Here is an 18,440-nt window from a genome sequence, read left to right as displayed (position 1 = left end):
CTTAGCGCGCCTGAAAAGAGGCACGGCGTGAGACCGATCAGCGCGCCAGCCAACCGCCATCGACGGGCAGCACCGTTCCATGCACGTAGTCGGACGCCGACGATGCCAGGAATACGGCCGCACCGCCGAGTTCGGACGGCGTTCCCCAGCGCCCGGCCGGGATGCGGGCAAGGATGGCGGCATTGCGGTCGGCATCCTCGCGCAGCGCCGTCGTGTTGTTGGTCACGAAATAGCCCGGGGCAATGGCGTTGACGTTGACGCCCTTGCCGGCCCACTCGCAGGCCAGCAGCTTGGTCAGGCCGGCGAGGCCACTTTTCGAGGCGGTATAGGACGGGATCCGGATGCCGCCCTGGAAGGAGAGCAGCGAGGCGATGTTGATGATCTTGCCCCTGCCCTTGTCGACCATGTGGCGGCCGGCGGCCTGCGACAGGAAGAAGGCGGTCTTCAGGTTGACGTCGATCACCGCGTCCCAGTCTTCCTCGGTGAAGTCGAGCGCATCGGCGCGGCGGATGATGCCGGCATTGTTGACGAGGATGTCGAGGCCGCCGAAGGTCTGGATGGTCTCAGTGACGATCCCCTTGACCGGTTCGATGCTGGCAAGATCGGCCTTGACGACATGAAAGCGGCTTCCCGCTTCCTTCACCAGCGCCTCGGTTTCGTCCATTGAGGAGCGTCCGACGGCGACGATCGACGCACCGGCCGCTGCCAGTGCGGCTGCGATGGCCTGGCCGAGCCCTGTATTGGCGCCGGTGACGACGGCAACCCGGCCGGAAAGGTCGAAGGGATTTGCCACGACGTTCACCTCAGATCCGCAATGGCGATATGGTCCATGTCGGTGAAGCTCTTATTGTCGCCGGCCATCGCCCAGATGAAGCTGTAGTTCTTGGTGCCGGCGCCCGAATGGATCGACCAGGGCGGCGAGATGACCGCTTGTTCGTTGGCGACAAGCATATGCCGGGTCTGCTGCGGCTCGCCCATGAAGTGGAACACACGCTGTTCCGCTTCGAGATCGAAATAGAGATAGGCTTCCATGCGGCGGTCATGTGTATGGGCCGGCATGGTGTTCCAGACGCTGCCCGGTTCGATCATGGTGAAGCCCAGCGTGAGTTGGCAGGATTGGCAGACTTCCGGGTGGATGAACTGGTAGATCGACCGCTTGTTGGCTGTTGCGGCTTCGCCCGGCGTCAGGTGACGGGCCTTTTCGCGGGTGAGCAACACGGTTGGATGGGCTTGATGCGCTGGCGTCGAGACCAGATAGAACTTTGCCGGATTGGCAGCATCGGCGCTCTCGAAGCTGACGTCCTTGGCACCCTTGCCGACATAGAGGCAATCATATTTGGCAAGATCGTAATTCGTGCCGTCGACGATGATGCGGCCGGCACCACCGATGTTCAGGGCGCCGAGTTCACGCTCGGCAAGGAAGGTTTCCTGTCCGATCGCCGTCGGCGCCGTCAGCGTCAGCCCGGGGCCGAGCGGCGTCGCGCCGCCGATGACCATTCGGTCGTAATGCGAATATGTGAGCCGGATCTCGCCGCTCGCGAAGACGGTCTCCACCAGAAAGTGACGCCGCAGCGTCTCCGTGTCGAAATCACGCACGGCCTCTGGATGGGAGGCGTGCCTCACGTCGATCTGCATGTCAATTTTCCTTCCGCTTCATTGTCGCCAGGGGTCGTCGCTATTGCGGAAGCCGGTCTTGTCCGGCCTGTTCCGCTGCTGCGGTATCCATCCGGTTACATAGTTGTACGACAAGTTTGGTGTCAACAGGTTTGTCGGTGCTCGCTTGAGGAGACGCAAAGCCCGCAAGAGCACGAAGGAAAACTGGGAATAGACAGGAGAATTTGCCGAGATGATGACGCCATCATCAAGCGATGATCGCAAGCGGCCGCTTCGGCGCGGTCCGGTATTTTCTTGGGCCAAAACGAAAAAGCCTGCCGCGGGAGGAGGTGCGGCAGGCTTTCGAAAAAAACCGAACGACAGCTGGGAGGAGGAGTGCTGTCATTCCACAGACGACCCTGGGAGGAGAATGGGGCGCCTGTATATCGAAGGGACGCGGGAGGAGGTGCATCGCTTCGATAGAAATAATCATACTTATTTCTTGCTCAGTTGATAGGCATTTCTTTGCAATGCAGCTATGCGCTATGCGAAAAGCGGGCGACTTGATCACCCCGCTCCGTCCGCCGGACGCACAAAGCAAAGCGCCCGCTCGGGAGGAAGCAGGCGCTGGCATAGTCTCCAAGATGCTTGGTCTAATTTGCCGTTAGCGGGCGATGGCCGCGCGGGCGACGTTGCGGATTTCGCTGCGGCCGATGCCGAGGTCGTCCAGTTCGCGTGCGGACATACGACCCAGTTCAGCGACCGTCTGACGGTACTTGCGCCAGTTATTGAAAGAGCGTGCTACGTTCATGATGATCCCCTTTCGTGGGCTTTCGAAGCTCAGCTGCCAGTCCTTGGCGCTTCGTTCGCTTCGATGAGTTGTATATAATATGAGACCTCTGACTATTACAGCGCCAATGCATCACTGCACCTATGCAGCAATTGCATGGATCGTCATATCTGGTAGCGATTTCCCGATCAGGATCCGAACCGCTTCGCGGTCAGAGTTTGAAACGATCGAAGGCCGTCAGCCGCACGATCGGCGGCTCCGCTTCTTTCCACCGGTAAATTTCCGAACGCAGATAGGAAAGCTCGTCGCCGAGATCCTCTTCGCCGACTTCTATCCACCAGGACTTCAGACGGCCGTCGCTTCCGTCAGACCAGCGATAACCCCTCGCCTTCAGGTGGTCCTTCATCTCGAACGGGCTGTGTTCTGCAAAGATGCGGATGCGCGAGCGCTGGCTGGCACGGTAGAGCTCGGTGAACGGGCTTTCACCGTCGCGCTGCTCTCGATCGAGGATCTCCAGAAGCGCGTGGCAGTCGTCCACGGCGCGATGGCCTTCATGGAAATACCCGGCCTGGCCGACGAGATAGCCGAGTTTCGTGCCCTCGAAGCCGCGGGCGCTCCAGTCGATCTCCGAAACCGAGCATGCCCAGGCCTTGCCGGCGAAAATCGTCGAGAAGGCCTCGCAGAACGGCCGGTCGAACCGGGCATTGTGGGCAATGATCAGATCCGCCGGTTCGATCAGCGCTCTCAGAGATTGGATATCGATGAGCTGTCCTTCGACCATCGTATCGGTGATACCTGTCAGCCGGGTGATCTCGGGCGGGATCGGTCGGGACGGCTGTTGCAGGCCGCCGTAAATGCCGACGATATCGCCGACCGCCCCATCATCGTTGAACGTGAAGGCGACGGCGCCGATTTCGATGATCTCGTCGCTGCGGTGGTTGAGACCGGTGGTCTCCGTATCGAGAATGACGCCGAGCTGCGGAAACCCCGGCCGTCTGACTGACGCAACCGGCCGGGCGGCCAGCTTTCTCAAGATGCGATAGTTGCCGCTTTCTTCGAGCGTCCGCGCCATGTCTTCATCAGAGTAGGCGGTCGGTTGGGAAGGTAGCCGGCGCGCTGGACCGCGCACCTTGGCAATCGCGGGCGATGCCTTGGCAAACATGTCGAGTTGCGAATCTCTGTGCACGCTCATCGAATCTATATGTCACGGAGACGCGATTTAATCCATCGCATGACAACGCTGCGCGTCTTTTCGAGAGCCGCAAAGGACGCTTTAGCCCTTTGAATTAAGCAGTCGCCAGGCGCGGCGGCGTGTGAACGCCTGCCGTTTTGTCCGGATTGCGGTTGTCGATCGTCACCTCGCCGCCGTGCATGCGCAGGATGTCACGAACGAGATTGAGGCCGAGATCGGCGCCGCGTCCGTCGTGATGGCGCTTGAAGAACGGATCGAATATCCGGCCAAAAGACTGCGGTTGGCGTTTCAGCATTAACTCACACCGGGCGGGCGCCCCCATGTTGCTCTCAGAGCGCCGACGGACATGTCAATCCCCGCATCAACAAACGCGCGGAGACGGGATTGGCTGGCCCGGCGAATGACATCTGAAGGTAGGCGCGCGCGCCGGTCGTCCGCACGTCGACGAGGAAGCGCTGGCCGCCTTCGCGTGGTCGCAAGCGTGACCCGTCCAGAAAGCGCAATAGGCCCCAGGGCCCGGGCGCGCTCTTTTTCTCGACCGCGCCACTACTGTCGAAGGAGATCTCCAGGCCGCGCGCTGGCAGGTCGCCTGGCCAGTTAAGAGTCACCGTTCCTCCTGACGTGGTAACCGGAGCGTGAGAGCCGCCGATCGAGATGGTTGCGGCACCACGTTGCGCCAGCGCCTCAAGCGACAAAGGGACATGCGGCGAGCTTCCCTGATGAAAGAGCGCGTCGCCGATCGCGGAAGCCCTTTGAAAGAATGCTGCGCTTTCGGGCGCGTATCCGGAGAGCCTGGCTTCGGGTTTCCAACGCCACGGGGACGCCGACGTATCCATCGAAGGCGCCAGCTGTGTACGGAAATATGTCTCTACGAGCCCATTCGGAGCGAAAATGCGCGCTACTTCCGCCATGTCCGCGTCCGCCCCGTCATAGAATGGATAGCGGCCTGCGACAGCCGCCTGGCAGGCCACAGCGACCTCGCCCCAAGCCCCCGACGGCTTTGCTGCCGGAACTGGATCGGCGGGCTTTTCTACCGGCTTTGGAGAGGCAGTCTGCGAGATCACGTCTTCGACCATTTGTACGACGAGGAGCGGGGCCTGCTGCAGGGCGACGACGGAATTGGCGCGATCCTGTGCATCCATCAACGACTTTTTTCCGATTTCCGTGTTTCCGTCCAGAAGGGCAAGCGCGACATTCAGCGATAAGAAAAGGCGCGAGATTTCAGACATGCGACCCTGTTCCACGAACTGGATCGCAGGCCCGAGTGTCGCGGCAATCCGAAGCTGGTTCGCGTGGCTTCGGCTACGGTCGGTGCCACCCGCCTGGCGCCATACCTCACGTATCAGTGCCGAGAGCGGCGAGTTGCTGGCGCTTAGTACACCGCTGACGATCACAGCACTCGGTTGATCGGTGAACGGCCGCACACGAAGATCGCCGAGATACTGCGACCATGTCTCCAGAGTTCGTTTCTGAAGGAGGTCCATAACTGCATCAGCGCTCGTTTTGTCGGCGGAGCCCAGGAGTTTCGCAGTTTCGGCTGTTGCCTTCCCGATCGCCTCCTCTGCGGCGCCAGAGCGCGCATAAGCCCACCCTGTCTCCGTATAAAGACTGGGCACAGTCCGCTCGATAGGTCGTCCGGACCTGCGGATCAAAATCTTGTCGAGACCAGGGGCCGCCTGCCCGAGAGACCAGGCAGGCAAGGCCGCGGGTTTCTCGGCACGGGAAAGCTCGAGCATGGCACGCTCGGTCGCAGAGCCCTCTGAAGCAAACTGTCTCGCCTGGGCGATTGCTTCGGAATCCGGCTTTTGAAGATCTGCCGGGCCCGCTGACATGGCAGCGACATGCACTGCCAGGCCGGTAAGTTCGGGAAATGTCTGAGCTCGATCGTCGATCCAGCCTGCCAGAAACCACGGTTGCCAGTCGGATGTGCCACTCAAGATGGACCAGGCGCGTAGGGAATCGTAAAGTGCAGTCGCCTCCCCTTCCGTTGCAAGAGCAACACCAAGGGCTTCAGCGAGCGGGCTGGCGGCCAGGGCGTCGACGGCTTGGCCATAGCGGCGGCGTGCGGCCTCTGCCGGGTCGAGCATGCCTATGTGATGAATGAGACCAAGCGGAGAACGCTTCGCATCCTGCTCAACGAGCTGAACTGCGGCCAGGAATGCATCGAGTTGAACCGCGCGCGCGGCAGGTGTTGCCGCCTGACCGGCTTCTATGACGCGTGCGACATCGGGCAGTTGCGACAAAAGCCGCTCGCGAAACTGCCATTCGGCCCATCCTGCCCAAACCACGAGGATTGCCAGGAAAAGTCCGATCACAAGAGCAGAAAGACCGCGATCCGCCCGGGTTTTATGCTGTGTGCCCGATAGAAGCGCCGCCTGGACAGCGTCGTTGCAGTGACCGAGGAAGCGGGCGAGATCCCGGCTGGCAGGCCCAGCCTTCGCCGCCGCCCTCGCCCGTTCGGCGAGGCTGCTGGCCGCGATAACGCCCCCGATGGGAAGAGCGGCGGCAAGCGCCCGCTCCCATTTTCGGATTGACAATGCCGGGTTGTTACGCGCTCGCGCATCAACCAAGGCGACAAGGGCATCGCGGGCGTCCAGGAGCCAGTCCTGGGGGACCTTCCTGCGTCGTGCTTCCGTCTCGAAAGCGGCGACGAGGGTCCGTGCCATTGCCGCAAGCTCGCGCGGATCTGGATTCTTCTCGCTTTCGGCACGTTTTGCAAGATCCAGCAGGGGTTGCGCCAGTGCGGCAAGCACATCTGCTTGCAACGCGGCTGGACCCGGCGGCTCGAGAACGCCCTTCACAGCTTGCCCTCGGCCGCCCATTTTCGCAGCAGCGCCTCGCCTACCTCGAAGTGCATGGAATCTTCGCGGCTATAGCCCGCACCCCAATACCAGCCAGCCTCATTGAAGAACTCCGCGAGCACCACGAGCCCGAATTGCGTGCTGTTATCGCCCATGTTGTCGAGGTTTTTCTTAAGCGTTAGGTCGACGGCCGCCCCCCACGCATGTGAGGACACTGACTTCGCCGACCCCCGTACATACCTTGCACAGAGCGCGCCCGCGGTTCCGATTGCGGCATAAATGTCGGGCTCTTCTTTTTTAAGGCGCGCCATGATCTGCTGAAGCGAATCGAGCGCTGGCCTGATCATGGTCAGACGGATACCGCCGATGTCCCGGGTTTCGAGTGCATGCAGCAATTTTGGATTGGTGACCGGTTCACAGGTCGTTGAGTAGGTGCTTCTCGGTTCGCCCAATATCTGTCGCAACACGGCCGGGGTCGGGCGTATGACATTCTCGTTGAAACGCTTCTTGGCCAGTTGCATCGGTTCAGTCAGATTTCCTTCTTCCTCACGCGGTGCCATACCGCCGAACTGATCCGTGAAGAGGGGTGAAGGATCGGTCTGTTGAACGGCTTGCGGATTAATGACAGGGGCTGTCTGAGCAGGGTCGGGATGTGGAGCTTTTTCCAAGTCCGTCACTCTGCCGCCGACGTCAGCCATCTGTCCTTTAAGGACGTTCAATTCAGAGCGCAGCCCCCGAATTTCATTGTCCTGCTGGGCAAGTTGCTGTGTGAGCCGATCTATTTTACCCGCATTCGGATCAAGCTCCGTATCTTTCAAAAGGTTTCCGACGAACGCAAAGATGACGGCTGCGAGAATGATGCTCATGCCGATGACGACGGCCGCGATGGCATTCATTTGCCTCAAGATATCGCAGCTCCATCAATTTCGACGACAATCACAGAGACATTATCCGGGGCACCGTTATCGAGAGCAGCGCCGATCAATCGCTGACAGGTCAACGCCGGCGTTGAAACGGCGTTCATAAGGGCAGCGATCTCTGCGTCCGCCACACAGTCGGTTAGCCCGTCAGAGCAAAGTATGAGGACGTCACCTGGGCAAAACGAAACTTCGGTGGTTTCGACGACAAGATGATCGGATGCTCCAATTGCGCGTGTTACAACATGCGCTTGCGGGTGCTGCCAGGCCGCAGCTGGAGAAAGGCGCCCATCGTCGAGAAGCTCCTGCACCACCGAATGATCGCGCGTCAGCTGTCGTAATTCCCGATCCCGCCAGCGGTAGGCCCGGCTATCGCCCGCCCATGCAAGCGAAATAGTGCCGCCGTCCAGAAGCGCAGCCACCACGGTTGCACCCATCTGCGCCACGTCGGCCGAGGTTGCCCATCGCCGAATGGCGGAATTGGCGGCCTCGAGAGCGCTCACCAGATCGGCACTTGTAATTGGAGCATGGGGAAGAAGGGCGAGGTGCTCGATCACCAGACCGGCCGCAACGTCGCCGTGGCCATAACCGCCCATACCGTCGGCAACGGCCCAAAGCACGCCTGTGGGATCTAGGAGTATCGCGTCCTCGTTGCGTTTGCGAACATGACCGGTGTGGCTCAGCCCGGCCCCTTTCGGCCTGCCCGGCCAGCTCGGGACCCGTGTCGAGGGACTATCGGGATACTCCGGGGTCATGACCGGAAGAACCTCATCATTCGCTCCGCCGTGAGGGCCGCCACTGAAGCGGTTGCACCCAAGATCATCCTATAGTAATTTTTTGGCCAGGCGAAACATTTTTGCCGAGAGGAACCTAAAATGAAGCGCCTGCTGACTTTGAAGCTGCTGGTGTCTCTCGCTTTATTCTTCACGTTACAAAGTGAATTGCGTGCACAGGAACTAAACGAGACGGCACTCAAGGAACGTTTCCAGAGGCAAATGGAATTGTTCAAGGCGGCCAAGCTCGGGCCGTCCCGCGGCCTCGTGCTGACCAATTCCGGGCCTGTGCCCGAGGCGACGCCGATGCCGATCGCCACGCCCGAGGCCAAGCCGGCCAAGACCGGTTCTACTCAAGCGAGTAGCAATCCGGGCAGTTCGGCAAATGCGGCGAAGGAGGAAACTGTCGAGGCCAGCCCGACTCCCGGACAGGGGCCGGTGGAAACGTCACCAACAACTGGAGCAGCGACGATAACAACACCGCAGACATACTGGAAGCTGCCAGACGATGATCAGGTTAACTACCGCGTGCAGTTTGCCTTTGATTCCTCTGCCATCGCACCCAAGCAAAAGCCGATGCTGCAGAAACTGTGCGGTGTCGTGAAAGAGATGGATATCAAGCTCATCCGCATTGTCGGTCACACCGATGCTTCCGGCGGAGCGAGGTACAATCAGAACCTCTCGACGCTGCGTGCAAGGGAAGTGGCGCGCTTCTTCATAGAGGATTGCCATATTCCTCGTGAACGGCTCGAGGCTGTTGGCGTTGGCGAGCAGTTTCCGCTCGATGCAAAAAAGCCGAAAGCTGACGAGAACCGACGCGTCGAATTCCAGGCAGTCAGCTAAAGGCGGCGCATAGCGGCCGCAAATACCGTCTAATCGCTATTCAAAGGCGTAGGTAAAGCCCTCCGCAGACGCTTCGACCGTCGCCTTCGTCAAGCGTTTGCCGTCCAGCGCCCAGTTCAATATGCCGGTGCTGAGGGCCGGCAGAAGTGTGTTGGTCAAGATCGCATCGATCATGCGACCGCCCGACTCGACTTCGGTGCAACGCGCCTTGATCAAGTCGATAACGCCCTCACCTATGACCAGTTCGGCGTTGTGGCTCGTGCGCAGTCGCTCTGCAATTTTCGCGAAATTTGCCTGCGTGATTGCTTCGATCATCGAATCCGAGAGGGGATAATAGGGGACGACGATGACGCGCCCGAGGAAAGCGGCCGGGAACACCTGTAGCAACGGTGCCCGCAACGCAGCCTCGAGTTCTTCAGTTGGCGTGCGGGAGAGCCCGTTGCCGGTCAGTCGCATGATGACATCCGAACCGACATTGGAGGTCAGCAATATGAGTGTATTCCTAAAATCAATCCGTCGACCCTCGCTGTCGTCCATCATCCCCTTGTCGAAGACCTGAAAGAAGATCTCGTGGACATCGGGATGCGCTTTTTCGACCTCGTCGAGCAAAATGACGGAATAGGGCCTGCGGCGAACGGCCTCGGTCAGAATACCTCCCTTGCCGTAGCCGACATAGCCTGGTGGCGCTCCCTTCAGCGTCGAAACCGTATGGGCTTCCTGAAATTCCGACATGTTGATGGAGATCAGGTTCTGTTCGCCGCCGTACAATGCCTCGGCAAGGGCGAGCGCCGTTTCCGTCTTGCCGACACCGGACGGTCCACAAAGCAGGAAAACGCCGACCGGCTTTTCCGGCGACCCTAGTCCTGCGCGGCTCGTCCGCACCCGACGTGCGATCGCTTCCATGGCAAGGTCCTGGCCGACAACGCGTTCGCCCAGAATTCCGGCGAGCTTGAGCGCCCTTTCAGTCTGGCCGGCCAGCATTCGCCCGACGGGAATACCCGTCCAGTCCTGAACCACCGAGGCTACGGCGTTGCGGTCTACCGACAGCAGCATCAATGGCGTTTCGCCCTGCATCTCGGCAAGTTCGTGCGTAAGTGCCCTTAGGCGCAAAAGGTCGGCATTTCCGTCGGGAGCCTCTTTTTCGCCTTCCTGAGGCGCTGAGGGATTTTCGTCGGTGACCGTCGGAACGGACGCGGTATCGCCCCGTTGCGACAACGCCGCATCGAGGCGAACTCCCTCTTTGCGCAGCCTGGCCCGCAGGTCGAGAATGTCAGACACCATCGACCGTTCCTTTTCCCAACGGGCTCGCGCCCCGGCAAGGGCCAACTCCGCCTCGCCAAGCGCCTTGTCGACCTTTGCTTGGCGGTCTGCAACCTCGATGCCGATGGACCTTTCGCGGCCGATGATCCCCTGCTCGATCTCGAGAGACTGTTTGCGCCGCAGAAGATCTTCGACTTCGGCCGGCGTTGCGTGCTGTGATACCGCCACGCGTGCGCAAGCGGTATCAAGCAAGCTGACTGCCTTGTCGGGCAACTGGCGGGCCGGAATGTAACGATGTGAAAGGCTGACCGCCGTTTCGATCGCCTCGTCGAGGATCTGCACCTGATGGTGTTTCTCGAGAATGCCCGCCACCCCACGAAGCATGAGAATGGCGCCTTCTTCGCTGGGTTCCTCAATCTTGACCACCTGGAAGCGCCGGGTCAGCGCCGGGTCTTTCTCGATATGCTGTTTGTACTCCGCCCATGTCGTTGCCGCGATCGTGCGAAGTTCGCCGCGCGCTAATGCTGGCTTCAAAAGATTCGCGGCGTCTCCCGTTCCCGCAGCCCCGCCCGCTCCGATCAGCGTATGCGCCTCGTCGATGAAGAGGATGATCGGCGTTTCCGATGCCTGAACCTCCTCGATCACCGTCTTGAGGCGTTTTTCAAACTCGCCTTTGACGCTCGCTCCTGCCTGCATCAAGCCAACATCCAGCATGTGGAGCGCAACCCCTTTGAGGGGCGGCGGCACGTCTTCTGCCGCAAGGCGAAGTGCAAAGCCTTCAACGACTGCCGTCTTGCCGACCCCGGCCTCGCCGGTCAGGATCGGGTTGTTCTGCCGTCGGCGCATGAGAATATCGACAATCTGGCGAATTTCCGGGTCGCGACCCACAACCGGATCGATTTTTCCGTCTCGTGCACGCCTGGTCAGGTCAGTCGCATATTTCGCCAAAGCGGAATCGCCGCTAGCCGGTCGTTCCTTGCGCACCGGTTGCCCAGCTTCGCGTCTGCCGCGATTTTCAAGTGATTGCGAGAGCACGTCGTCCAGGCGAGCAAGGACGGAATCGGCTTCGATGCGGTCGAACTCACTGCTGATCTTCAACAGCAAGCCATCAAGCACCGGCACCTTTCTACAGGCCAGGAGGACGTACGCGCCGCGCACCTCTTCCGAGCCGAATTGAAGGCTGGCGAGACTCCAGGCTTCCTGGACAGCGTGAAATATGTGGTCTGAAAACTCTTCAATGGACGTCGCGCCATAGGGCAGTTTGTCGATCGACCGTGCCATGTCGGCCGCAAGGCGCCCGAGGTCCACGCCAGCGTCGGCGAGGATTAGCTGGAAATCCGCGCGGTCGACGAGCGCCAGCTGCTCGATCCAATGCACGAGTTCGACATAGGGATTGCCCCGAAGCTTGGCGGCGTCGGCTGCCGCCTTGAATGCACGCAGACATATCGGGTCGAGTTTGCCGATCAGTTCTTTACGTTTGAAGCTGTGAGAAGACATGTTCTGCTGCATGCCGGTCGGGCTCCTGCCCACGTGCTCTCGAATGAACGAGCCTAGTCTTCAATCTCAATGGCAAACTGCCACATTATAGTGTTCTTGACAAATATTCGAACCGCATGTCTTTGATGAATAGTGACCGCGTGGTTTGGAGTTACCAGATGATCGACCCATTGCCCGGTGACATCTTTCGTAAGAACCAGGTTCTCAACAATACCTACGAGATCGAGGGTGTGCTTGGCCGCGGCGGAACGGGCGAAGTCTACCGCGCCAGCAACAAGATCACCGGCCGGGTCGTGGCGCTCAAGGCACTCAAGCGGGAGCTGTCCGCCGATGCCGGCTATCTGGAATTGATGAAGCGGGAAGAGGAGATGCGCGGCATCTCGCATGACGCGGTCGTGCGTTATACCGACTGCAGCCAGACAGCCGAGGGTTACGTCTATCTGGTCATGGATTACGTCGCAGGTACGCCACTCAACGACTATCTCGAGCGTGGCGGGATTTCTTCCAGAGACCTGCTGGTCGTCGCTCAAAGAGTGGCGGAGGGCTTGGTTGCGACACACGAACGCAAGATCGTCCATCGCGATCTGTCGCCCGACAACATCATCTTGCGCAGCGGCCGTCCGGAGGAAGCCGTCATCATCGACTTCGGCATTGCCAAGGACAGCAAGACGGGCGCACGCACAATCGTCGGCAAAGAGTTTGCCGGAAAATATGAATATGCAGCGCCCGAACAATTGCACGGGCAAGCCGAGCCGCGATCCGACCTATATGCCCTGGGCGCATCCTTGCTTGCAACCTTTCGAGGAAAGGTTCCCAACGTCGGAACGAGTCCCGGTGAGGTTGTCCGCTACAAAGAGCGCCGGCTGGACACAACCGGCGTTCCGGAGCCGCTCAAGGGCTTGATCGACGATCTCACCCAACCCGACCCTTCGCGACGCCCGCCGACGGCTGCGGCCGTCGTCAAGCAGGTGGGGGAGTTGTTGCGGACCGATCGCAGCGGCCAGACGGAAGGCGGGCGTGGCGGCAGGCCGGGCTGGCGGCCCTGGCCGGCGATCTTAGCCATTGCTGCCGTAGCGGCGATCGCGGGACTTTGGTTTGCCGGCTTTCGTGACAGCCTGTTTGTGAAAAGCCTTCCGGTCGAGGCGCCCTATAAACTCAGCGCCGGGCTCGACGGGCAACACCAGGCGACCTTGTCCGGCTTTGCTCCCGATGCCGACCAGCAACAGGCGATATTGGCAGGTTTTACGCGCGCAGCCGGGCTGCCCGCGCCCAAGGGTGCGCTCGCCCTTGCGAAGGGCGAACCTTCCGAGCGCTGGGCACAGGACATCGACAGCTTTTTTGCCGCCGCCGACGGGCTAGACGAGTGGAGGCTTGATGTCTCGGATCGCACCGTCCGCCTGACCGGCCTGGCTCCCGACAAGACAGCGCGTGACACTGTCGTCAGCCGGTTCAACGAGGCGAGCAAGGCCGCCGGCTACCAACCTGTCGTGCGGATCGCCGCAGGACCGAGAAGCCTGACGCCCCACCAGTTGAAATCGGCCATCGCACCGTTGGAGACTTGCGGTCCGCTTGTCGTCCAGGCACCGGAGGGGGCAAACCTTCCTCTTGGCGCGACAGTCGCCATTCGGGGAAACGTTGCGGCAAGCGGAGATATCGAAGCGCTCCGGCAGGCGCTCGCACCGCGTCTGGGTGATCGCGATCTGCGATTTGATACGACAGTGCTCAATAATCAGTTGTGTGTCGTCCAGTCATTGTTGCCCGACGTGCCACAAGGGCCGATGACGATCGTGCTCGGTTATGGTGACAAATCCGAACCGAACATGTCTGGCATCTACTCGGTTGGCGACAATCCGGTCATCGATGTGCTGGCTCCGGCCGCGATTACGGATGGCTACCTTTGGGTCGCGATCGCCGATGTCACCGGCAATCTGTTCAACGTCCTTCCCAACATCAAGCGCCCGGACAACGCGCTTTCCAGTCTCGGCACGGTGTCCGATGGCATGCGTACTATCCGCGTCGCCTACTCCACGGCAGATGGAGCGACCGATCCCGCAAAGCTTTCCTTCGCGGTCGACAATACATTCGGCAGAAGCCTGATAATCGCCATGCAGACCGACCGTCCTCTATTCTCGCAACTTCGCCCCACAACTGAATCCACCAAGTCCTTTGCCGAGGATTTACATGCAGTTATTGCCAGCCGGAAGGTTTCGATCCTATCGACTACGACCCGATTGATCGACACTCGGAATTAGTTGCCGCTCGTCGATAAGTGGCATTAGTACAGAGCGAAAATTTATGCTAAAACAGGATCGCGAGAAGAATATTCGGTAAAGCGGGGGATCTGTTGTTCGACTCTGCGCTCTGGTTGAATCCGATAAACGGTGACAACCCGTCCGGCGAAAGCCTACGGAACGACGGACGATTCCACGAGCTCGAACGCCTCGTACAGCCCCAGATCGAAATCAGCCGCGACGAGCGCAACAATCCCGTCGCACGAACGGAAGTGCCGGTCGACTGGTCGACGGTGCTTCGCAAATCAGAGGAGCTGCGGGCGCACGGGCGCGATCTCAGGCTGCTCGTGATTGTAACGCGTGCCCTTGCAAATGAGCGGGGACTGGCCGGCCTCGCCAACGGATTGAACCTGATCGGCCAAACCTTCGACATGCACTGGCAGACAATGCATCCGGAGCTTCGCGACGGTCTGCCTCCCCGCGAGGCCGCTCTTCGCCGCATCAACGCACTGATCCAGCTTCAAAATGACAGGGATGGTCTGCTCGGCGATCTGCGCAAAATGACGTTCTTTACGCCTCGTGGCGCTGGCCCGGTGACAGGACGCGATCTGGAGCGGGGAGCGGTCGACAGCCGCACCGTTCTGAACGAAGCGGCGCCTGGTTTGAGTGCGGCCGAGAAGGCCTCGCTCGTCAGCGAACATGAGCAATTGGTCAATCGCGTGCGGTTCGCTTGCGCGGCATTTGCCGAACAGGCCCCTGATGAAGCAGCGGCGCTGGCCGCCGATGCAAGGACTGCCGTTGCAGCTCTGGAGACCGCCGAACAGTCCCTCAACCTGCAGATCGGCGGCGATTTGCGCGTCACCCTACCAGATCTGAGCCGGTTTCTGCAGCGCGTTGCGGCGACCCTGGAGCGGGCCAAGGCTAATGCGCAGCAGGAGAGCCGGAAAGAGGACACGACAGGTGGCGAACGTGCGCCGGGTGCCACGACCAGCGCTGCGGCAGACCAGGCCCCGAGCGGGGCGGCGGCAGTATTCCCCTCGCGTCTGAGCTCGCGAGACGAGGTCACACGCTGCATCGACCTCATCATCGCCTTTTACGACCGTACGGAGCCATCTAGCCCCATTCCCCATCTGGCCCGCAGGATCAAGCGAATGGTGCCGATGGATTTTCTCGAGCTCATGGAGGACCTCGCTCCTTCCGGGCTGAAAGAATTCCGGCTTCTGGCCGGCGTTTCGGAAAGCAAGAAACCCGCCCCTGGGACAAAAGGTGACCAGCAATGAGCGAAACTAAGGCGAAGGTAATTGAACGCAACAGGGCGCCTCGCGTCCAGATCGCCTATGAAGTGGAAACATATGGCAGTCCGACCACGATCGAATTGCCATTCGTGATGGGGGTGATGGCGGATCTTGCCGGTGCGTCCGAAACGCCGGAGGCTGTCAAATCCGTGCGGGACCGGACCTTTGTCGAAACCGACGCTAACCGGTTCGGTCGCTTCATGGAGGCGCTGAGCCCGCGTGTCAAGGCACGGGTCAAGAACACGCTTCCCCAACCGCCCGGCGAAGAGCGGGACGAGGAACTTGCCGTCGACCTGACCTTTACGAGCATGGGCGACTTCGCGCCGGACCGGATTGCCGAACAGGTTCCGCAGCTTGCCGAACTGTTGAAGATGCGCCGCCAGCTTGAGGAATTGCTGGGCTTCATGGACGGCCGCGTCGACGCCGAAAAGCGTATCGCCCAGCTTTTGAACAACGAGCCGCTTTTAGCAAAAATCGCCGACCAAGCGATTGATGACGGCAGCAAGTCGGAGGGCTAAACCATGGCCGAACAGGAAAGAACCGCCGCTGTTGACGTCAAGGAAGCCGAAGGCGTCGATCTTCAGGAATTCAGTGATCTTCTTGAAAAGGACTTCAAGGTCAAGAAGGATGACAGCGACAAGCTGCAAACCCTGGTGCAGAATCTCGCGCTTGCAGCGCGCGCTCGCTCCCAGTCGACTACAATTTCCTCGAATGCGATCAAGTCGATCAAATCCCTGATCTCGGGCATCGACAAGCTCCTGACCGAGCAGGTCAACGAAGTCCTCCATGCGCCCGAAGTGCTGCAACTCGAGGGAACATGGCGCGGTTTGTGGTATCTCGTCAACAATACCGAGACGGATCAGAAACTGAAGATCCGCGTCATGAATATTTCAAAAGAAGCCTTGGCCGACACGCTCGAAGACTACGAGGGTCAGATGTGGGATCAAAGTCCCATATTCAAGAAAGTCTATACGGACGAATATTCCATGCTCGGCGGCAGCCCGTACGGCTGCCTGATCGGTGCCTACGAGTTCTCCAACCACCCGAAGGACGTCGCTCTCCTTCGCAACATGTCCGGCATCTGCGCGTCTGCGCACACGCCCTTCATTGCAGCCGCCGCCCCGCGACTCTTCCGCATGGAAAGCTGGCAGGAACTGCCAAACCCTCAGGACCTGCAACAGATTGTCTCGTCGCCCGCCTACGCCTCCTGGCAGTCGCTGCGAGAGAGCGAGGATGCGCGGTACATCGGCCTGACGATGCCCCGGGTCCTTGCGCGCCTGCCCTATGGCGCGGAAACCATTCCGGTAAAGGGCTTCGCCTTTGAGGAGGATGTCCAGGGCAATCATCAGCGCTACGTGTGGATGAACGCCGCCTTCCCGATGGGTGTCAATATCAATCGAAGCCACAAGCTATTTGGATGGGGCACGCAAATCCGCGGTGTCGAGAACGGTGGCGCGGTCATCAATCTTCCAGTCCACAATTTCCCGACCGACGATGGTACTGTCGCGATGAAATGCCCGACGGAGGTCGCCATCGACGATCGCCGCGAGGCAGAGCTTGCCAAGCTTGGGCTCATGCCGATCCTGCATCGCAAGAACACAGACATCGCCGCCTTCATCGGTGCGCACTCGCTACAGGATGACGAGACGCGCGCCGGGCGCCTGGTCGATCCGGATGCACAGGCCAATGAGCGCCTGAGTGCGAATCTGCCGTATCTTTTCCCGGTTTCGCGTTTCGCCCATTACCTGAAAGCAATCGCCCGCGACAAGATCGGTTCGTTCAAGGAGCGGTCCGACATGCAGATCTGGCTGACGGAGTGGATCAATCGCTACGTTCTTGCCAACCCTGCCTTTGCCGACGACAAGGCCCGCGCCAAACGGCCGCTGGCTGCGGCCGAGGTTCAGGTCGACAGCGTCGAAGGCCGCCCGGGATGGTATAATGCCCGGTTTTATCTGCGCCCCCATTATCAGTTGGAAGGCATCAATGCGTCACTGCGTCTCGTATCGGAGTTGCCGTCGACGAAGACCTGAATTCACAAGGGAGATTATTCATGAAAATTGACGGTTTTCTCAAGGTGCCGGATATTACGGGACCGAGCGTACGTGATGGCCACGAAGACGAGATCGAAATCCACGGCGTGGAGTTCGAAATGGTCGCCCCCTACGATCCCAATTCGCTCTCGCGACGGGGCCGCGTCAGTCTGGGCATGATCAATTTCATCAAACACTATGACAAATCCTCGCCCTATCTGAAGAAGGCGCTTTTCGAGAATACGCTTCTTGGCGAGGTCAAGTTCTCTGCGCGCAGAACGATCGAAGGCGAGACCAGCGATTATCTGGTCATTACGCTGAAGGACGCTTCGGTCACCCAGTACAAAATGGAGCCAAGCGAGGACGAACCCGATCTCATCGAGGAGCGCGTCGGCTTCGCCTACAAGAACATCACGTTCAACTACGACGACAAGGACGAGGTCGAAATGGATGTCTATGTCGGCAAGTGACGGCTGGCGAAAAGAATTTGGAATGGACTCGAGACCGCTTGGCGGGCACCAGCGCGCAACCCGCGAGACGATCCAGCCATCCTTGTGGGATCGGCTGGTCAATGACCTGCCGGGGCTCGGCTCCGAGATCAAAGATCTCCGGCAGATGTTGCAAAGCGAGATAGACGCAGAGCGGCTAGACGCGATGGTGGCCGGCGGCGTCGGACAAATAGAGTCTGCAACAGATCTTAGTATCGAGCAGAAAAAGAACATCCATCGTCTGCTTTCCCTGGAACGTCGTCGCATGGAACTGGAAAGTCGCGGCGTGGTCGTTTCGAGCGATGTGCTTCGTGAAGCGGTGCGGCGCGACATCGAGGCGCTTTTCAATGTGCAACGTTTCGAATCCTCGCCCCTCTTGACCGATGCGGAGGCCGACCTGGCGGGCGACAACCCTCCCTCGCTTGAGGATTTTCCGCTGGTGCGCCGCAGTGTGGTCAACTACGGCGTGCCGCCATTTTCGGGCCGCTCATCGCGTGACTTCGACCGTGAGGAACTCGCCAAGGAAATCGCACAAGTGCTTGCGGCATTCGAGCCCCGGCTCAAAGAAGGCGCGACCAAGGTGACCGTCAGCCTTGGCGACAAGTCGATTGGCCTCAGGATCGATATTGACGCGCTGCTCCTGACGACGCCGGCACCGGAACGGCTGCGCATCCGCACCATTCTCGATCTCGACAACGGCTCGGCGAGAACCGAGTTGAAGGAAACCTGA

15 protein-coding genes and 1 pseudogene are annotated in these 18,440 nt (G+C 60.0%); 7 read left to right on the top strand and 9 right to left on the bottom strand.

Features of this window, described 5'->3' with window-relative positions; translation table 11 throughout:
* Nucleotides 1-37: 37 nt before the first annotated feature.
* The 8 genes and pseudogenes from kduD to U5G49_RS24340 form a co-directional block, all read right to left on the bottom strand.
* On the bottom strand, nt 38-802 hold the full coding sequence (gene kduD, locus U5G49_RS24375; RefSeq protein WP_028732556.1) for a 2-dehydro-3-deoxy-D-gluconate 5-dehydrogenase KduD: 765 nt from the start codon (nt 800-802) through the stop codon (nt 38-40).
* Entirely contained in the window at nt 799-1,635 is an 837-nt protein-coding gene (gene kduI, locus U5G49_RS24370) for a 5-dehydro-4-deoxy-D-glucuronate isomerase (protein ID WP_018448657.1), read from the bottom strand. The genes kduD and kduI overlap by 4 nt, the downstream gene beginning before the upstream one ends.
* 622 nt (nt 1,636-2,257) lie before the next feature.
* A complete protein-coding gene (locus U5G49_RS24365; protein ID WP_003548073.1) occupies nt 2,258-2,404 on the bottom strand; it encodes a DUF1127 domain-containing protein in 147 nt (48 codons plus the stop codon).
* A gap of 190 nt (nt 2,405-2,594) precedes the next feature.
* Complete coding sequence (locus tag U5G49_RS24360) at nt 2,595-3,575, bottom strand: 3'-5' exonuclease (RefSeq protein WP_193444027.1); 981 nt, start codon at nt 3,573-3,575, stop codon at nt 2,595-2,597.
* Nucleotides 3,576-3,669: 94 nt separating this feature from the next.
* A pseudogene (locus U5G49_RS24355) lies at nt 3,670-3,840 on the bottom strand (ATP-binding protein); the annotation flags it as partial.
* A gap of 64 nt (nt 3,841-3,904) precedes the next feature.
* Nucleotides 3,905-6,340, bottom strand: coding sequence for an ImcF-related family protein (locus U5G49_RS24350; protein WP_193444164.1), 2,436 nt, complete (start codon nt 6,338-6,340; stop codon nt 3,905-3,907).
* Nucleotides 6,341-6,372: 32 nt separating this feature from the next.
* Nucleotides 6,373-7,272, bottom strand: a complete 900-nt coding sequence (locus U5G49_RS24345; RefSeq protein ID WP_193444025.1) for a M15 family metallopeptidase — start codon at nt 7,270-7,272, stop codon at nt 6,373-6,375.
* A gap of 5 nt (nt 7,273-7,277) precedes the next feature.
* Nucleotides 7,278-8,048: a PP2C family protein-serine/threonine phosphatase gene (locus U5G49_RS24340; protein WP_193444023.1), complete on the bottom strand. Its 771-nt coding sequence runs from the start codon at nt 8,046-8,048 to the stop codon at nt 7,278-7,280.
* Nucleotides 8,049-8,168: 120 nt separating this feature from the next.
* Between U5G49_RS24340 and U5G49_RS24335 the strand changes: the two genes are divergently transcribed.
* Nucleotides 8,169-8,909: an OmpA family protein gene (locus U5G49_RS24335; RefSeq protein ID WP_193444021.1), complete on the top strand. Its 741-nt coding sequence runs from the start codon at nt 8,169-8,171 to the stop codon at nt 8,907-8,909.
* Nucleotides 8,910-8,945: 36 nt separating this feature from the next.
* Here U5G49_RS24335 and tssH read toward each other — a convergent pair whose 3' ends face one another.
* Nucleotides 8,946-11,678, bottom strand: coding sequence for a type VI secretion system ATPase TssH (gene tssH / locus U5G49_RS24330; RefSeq protein WP_193444019.1), 2,733 nt, complete (start codon nt 11,676-11,678; stop codon nt 8,946-8,948).
* 146 nt (nt 11,679-11,824) lie between these two features.
* Here tssH and U5G49_RS24325 point away from each other — a divergent pair, with 146 nt between their 5' ends.
* From U5G49_RS24325 to tssE, 6 genes are all read left to right on the top strand, one after another.
* Nucleotides 11,825-13,918, top strand: coding sequence for a serine/threonine-protein kinase (locus U5G49_RS24325; RefSeq protein ID WP_193444016.1), 2,094 nt, complete (start codon nt 11,825-11,827; stop codon nt 13,916-13,918).
* A gap of 92 nt (nt 13,919-14,010) precedes the next feature.
* Nucleotides 14,011-15,177, top strand: a complete 1,167-nt coding sequence (gene tssA / locus U5G49_RS24320) for a type VI secretion system protein TssA (RefSeq protein WP_193444014.1) — start codon at nt 14,011-14,013, stop codon at nt 15,175-15,177.
* A complete protein-coding gene (tssB, locus tag U5G49_RS24315; RefSeq protein ID WP_193444011.1) occupies nt 15,174-15,710 on the top strand; it encodes a type VI secretion system contractile sheath small subunit in 537 nt (178 codons plus the stop codon). The genes tssA and tssB overlap by 4 nt, the downstream gene beginning before the upstream one ends.
* A gap of 3 nt (nt 15,711-15,713) precedes the next feature.
* The gene (gene tssC / locus U5G49_RS24310; RefSeq protein ID WP_193444009.1) at nt 15,714-17,222 is read left to right on the top strand and encodes a type VI secretion system contractile sheath large subunit; all 1,509 of its coding nucleotides are present in this window, start codon (nt 15,714-15,716) and stop codon (nt 17,220-17,222) included.
* Nucleotides 17,223-17,242: 20 nt separating this feature from the next.
* Complete coding sequence (locus tag U5G49_RS24305; RefSeq protein ID WP_193444007.1) at nt 17,243-17,692, top strand: Hcp family type VI secretion system effector; 450 nt, start codon at nt 17,243-17,245, stop codon at nt 17,690-17,692.
* Nucleotides 17,679-18,440 (top strand): type VI secretion system baseplate subunit TssE, encoded by a 762-nt coding sequence (gene tssE, locus U5G49_RS24300; RefSeq protein ID WP_193444162.1) that lies wholly within the window; start codon nt 17,679-17,681, stop codon nt 18,438-18,440. The genes U5G49_RS24305 and tssE overlap by 14 nt, the downstream gene beginning before the upstream one ends.

The organism is Rhizobium indigoferae (assembly GCF_034554815.1).
Lineage (GTDB): Bacteria > Pseudomonadota > Alphaproteobacteria > Rhizobiales > Rhizobiaceae > Rhizobium > Rhizobium leguminosarum.
This window is presented reverse-complemented; position numbering and strand designations above follow the sequence as displayed.